The 4447-nt window shown below is 34.3% G+C and carries 1 protein-coding gene; it reads left to right on the plus strand.

Annotated elements, in window-relative coordinates; genetic code table 11:
• Positions 1-518: 518 nt before the first annotated feature.
• The coding region (locus tag ACJBCC_RS17125) for a hypothetical protein (RefSeq protein ID WP_407557906.1) at positions 519-4447 on the plus strand (3929 nt) is incomplete at its 3' end.

Here is a 4447-nt window from a genome sequence, read left to right on the forward strand (position 1 = left end):
TATCATTTTTTTTTTGACTTTATCAGTATTCCTCTCTAGATTAAAAAAAAGCAAGTATACATTTCATTTATTTGTAAAAATCTAAATCAAACAAACCTTTAATCACTGTATTTCAACAACTTAACAACTAAAATACAACTTACATCTAATGTCTCAATATGAATATTATAAATAATTTTAAATTCAATTCAGAATTAAAACATCGTTTAAATGCATATTTTTCCGACAAAAGGTTGTTTAATTCAATTATAACATTTAAATTGCCGGCTCAACTGAACTGTTAAAGTAGCACTTTAGTTGTAATGATAGTGTTAAATAAATTTAGTGTAGATGATCTTAAATTAATAAAATATTAATCCATTTTATATATCGTTACACTGAATATCCCTCCTTTTATTTAACAAAAAACAGATGATTATGTTGTTCATAATAACAATAATTACACCCTAAAAATACGTACAGTATATATCTATCTTGTTTTGGCTGAATCAATTGCTTGATAAGTTAATAAAATTAGTATGAAATTAAAATTACCTAAGTTGTATTCAAAGAACAACTTGTTTAGTTTATTATTTGCATTGTTCTGTTTTTCAAGCTTAACAGCGCAAATTACTCCATTTGAAATGAGAGTTATTCCTACGGATGAAGTCTGTACAGGTAACGGTATACTTACAATGGATATTACTGACACACAAGAAGGTGCCGAGTTTGAATTTGTTATTTATCAATTACCAGACACTACAACTCCCTTTAGAGTATCTAACGGTATTGAACCAAGTGGACCAGATTTTACTACTTTCCAACATATAGAAACATCATTTCCTGCCGGAAATTACCGCGTTATTGCAACACAAACTTTAGGAACACAAACTAATCAGGAAACGCAAGAGGCCGTAATAAACGATAATACGGAAGACTTAATATTTACAGCAACTGAAACAACTATATGTGGTGGTGGAGAAATTACAGCCAATGTCACTACAGGAACAGCCATTAGTTATGAATTGCGAGATTCTTCAAATACTGTTATAATTCCTCCTCAAGCGTCAGATATATTAACACCTGTACCTCCAGGAGACCATATTGTAGTTGTAATAGATGCTTGTGGTGATGAATTTACGCAAGGAATTACAATTTCGACTCCAGATGCGAATTATGGTTTTTATAGATATGTTTGGTCAGATAATACCAGTGTTTTTCGCGTTTTGCAAGATTGTAATAACTACTTGCACACCGAGAGAATAAGTTTTAATGGTTCATACACTATTCCTGATTATGTATTTCCAATAGAGATAACTATCACAGTCGAAGATCCGTCAAATCCAGGTTCTCCAACAATAATTAATGATACATGGGCTAGTGATGCACAAAATGATTCAGCATATACTATTCCTTTTTATACTGGAGAATCTTATGATTATACCATTGAAATTTCTGATAATTGTGGTAATACCGAAACCAGAAATGAAACCATTGACGCAGATTCACGAGTTCGATTTTATTCAGAAACTACCCCAAACTGTGGATTAGAATATTTTAGTATAAGCCGATTTGAAGGAGTCATTGCTCCCATAGATGTTACTTTTACAACTTACCCTGTTGGGTTTGATCCAAACAATTACAGATCAGAGTATGCGCTGGGAACTTACAGCGCTACCTATACTGATATACCGTGGTGGTTAAATTTTGGTAGTACATCAAATCCATTACCTAATGGTTCTTATGTTATAGAAGTATCAGATTCTTGTGGTACTACTTTCACAGAAACAATTTCACTTGGTAGTGCCCTTAACTTAGATTTAACCCAAACTGTATCTGGAGGCTGTGATGCAGATGAAGGAAATGTATATATGTATCTTAGAAATACTAATGTCGGATGGTCTCAAGCTGCAAATATTAGTTCTATAAATATTACATCTGCACCTTCAACTTACCCTAATCCAATACCATATAACGTAAGTGCTAATATCTCATCAAACGGACGTTTTGCAATGACTTCCTTACCAACTGGAGAATATACTTTTGAGGCTCTTACTAGTTGTGGTAATTTAGTTTCTAAAACCTTTACCATACCTTCAGGTGAATTTACCCATACTGTTACGCCAGAATTAAATTGTGGCTCCTTTAACGTTTCTGCATCTATAACATCTTGGTTATTTCGAGAGCAGTTGTGGTTACAAAAATATTATCCTGATACGGATGAATGGGGACATCCTGAAACTAATATTATGCATACTGTTGGGACTGTAATATCCTCTACTAACGCTATGGCGATAAGCAGTAAGGAAACTTCTAGCAACTCTCTAAGAACTGTTAATGGAGTTTTAAACAATGTGTTGAGTGACGGATTAATGAGAGTTGTAATTCAGTCTGAAATATATAGAGATGGAGAATCTAGCAGAAGTATTGATTGCAGAACTACATTAGAAACTTTTACTGTTCCTGTCTCGGGCGTAAAAGTAGATAGTTACTATCTAGGAAATTGTTCCAACGGTAATAGTGAATTAGTTATAGCCGCTACAGGAGTCCCTCCATTAAATTTCTCTATTATAGAATTTAACGGATCTGCGATAACACCTATCGATAATGGAGACAACCCTGTATTTTCAGATTTAACTCCTGGAGAATACACTGTACAAATTGAAGATAGTTGCTTTAATGTAATTAATGTCGAAGTAAATACAGGTCTTGCAGTACCACCTACAATCATAGCTGAAGATCTTTGTGATGGAGAAGATGGATTTCTGTTTGTTCAAGGCGTTTCTTTCTTAGATATCGAGTGGACAAAAGATTCAGACCCGACAGTAATAGGTACAGGAAACACATTAAACTTATCACCATATAATGAATCAGTTCATGGAGGTACGTATTATGCAAACTTATCTTATGCTTCTAATCCTGCGGCATGTGCTAATCAAACATTAAGTTTTACAACACCCTTAAGCTCCTTTCCTGATGAACCTGAAATAGATGTCACTTGTAATGGAGGAAATAATTTTGATATTGAAATTACATCTCCTACTGGACCAGATTACGAGTATAAATTGAATGGTGGTTCTTATCAAAGTTTAAACGAGTTCTCAATTAGTTCTGGCGATTATACTCTTTACGTCACTAACACAAATACTGGTTGTGAAAAAATTTACACCAATTATGCTATTGAATTATATGAAATGTCAATTACAGAAGACATAACAAATGTAGCATGTAAATTGGAAGATTCTGGCGCAATAAATATTACAGTTTCTGGAGGTAAATCTCCATATACTTTTGAGTGGAGTAATTTAGCTACGTCAGAAGATTTAACTGATCTTTATGCCAATACATATACGGTTACGGTAACAGATGCGTATGGATGTGTAATAAGCAAGACTATAGAAGTTACTCAACCAGATGATGAACTATTTGCGAGTTCAAACAGTGTAAACAATGTTGATTGTAATGGAAATAATACAGGAAGTTTTGAAGTTACAGCCAGTGGTGGTACTGGTCCTTATACTTTTACTAATGATAATGGTACAACTTCAACTTCTAATAATTCAGGTAATTTTAATAATTTAATTGCTGATAATTATACGGTTACGATTGAAGATGATAATGGATGTACTACAACTGTTGATATTGAAATAACAGAACCTGACGCTTTAAATCTCTCTGTTACTAAAGTAGATGCAACTTCAACGCAAGGTTGTGATAATGGTTCAGCTGATGCTTCTGCAACTGGTGGTACAGCACCTTATACTTATTTATGGTCAGCCTCTGCCTCTAACCAAACTACAGCAAATGCTACTAACTTACCTGTAGGAGATCATACTGTTGTTGTTACTGATGCTAATGATTGTACAACTTCACAAACTATAACTATTTCTTGTACGGACGATTGTGATATTGTTACAAATTCTGGAACTATTACCAATGTTTTATGTAACGGAAACGATACTGGTGCAGCAACTGTGTCAGCGAGTTCTGTGATTAATCCTACGGCTACTTTTACTTTTACATGGTCTAATGGCGATACTGAATCTGGTGTAACTTCGAGTACGATATCTGATGTGGTTGCTGGGAACTATACCGTGAGTGTTACTATGGATGGATCATCTTGTGATCCTGTGGTTCATAATATTTCTATTACACAACCTTCGGAAGCATTAAGTGCTTCAATTAATAAGGTTGATGCGACCTATATACAAGCTTGTGTTAACGGTTCTGCAACTGTTACCGCAACTGGTGGAACTGCACCATACACATATGAATGGTCTGCCTCTGCGAATAACCAAACTACTGCTACTGCTACAAACTTACCTGTTGGTAACCACTCCGTTATTGTTATTGATGATAATGGATGTAAAACTGTTGAGAGTATACAAATCTCATGTACTGATGATTGTGATACAGCAACCACTTCTGGAACCATTACTAATGTTCTGTGTTTTGGAGAAGCGACTGG

The sequence above is a fragment of the Winogradskyella sp. 4-2091 genome (assembly GCF_045765065.1).
GTDB lineage: Bacteria > Bacteroidota > Bacteroidia > Flavobacteriales > Flavobacteriaceae > Winogradskyella.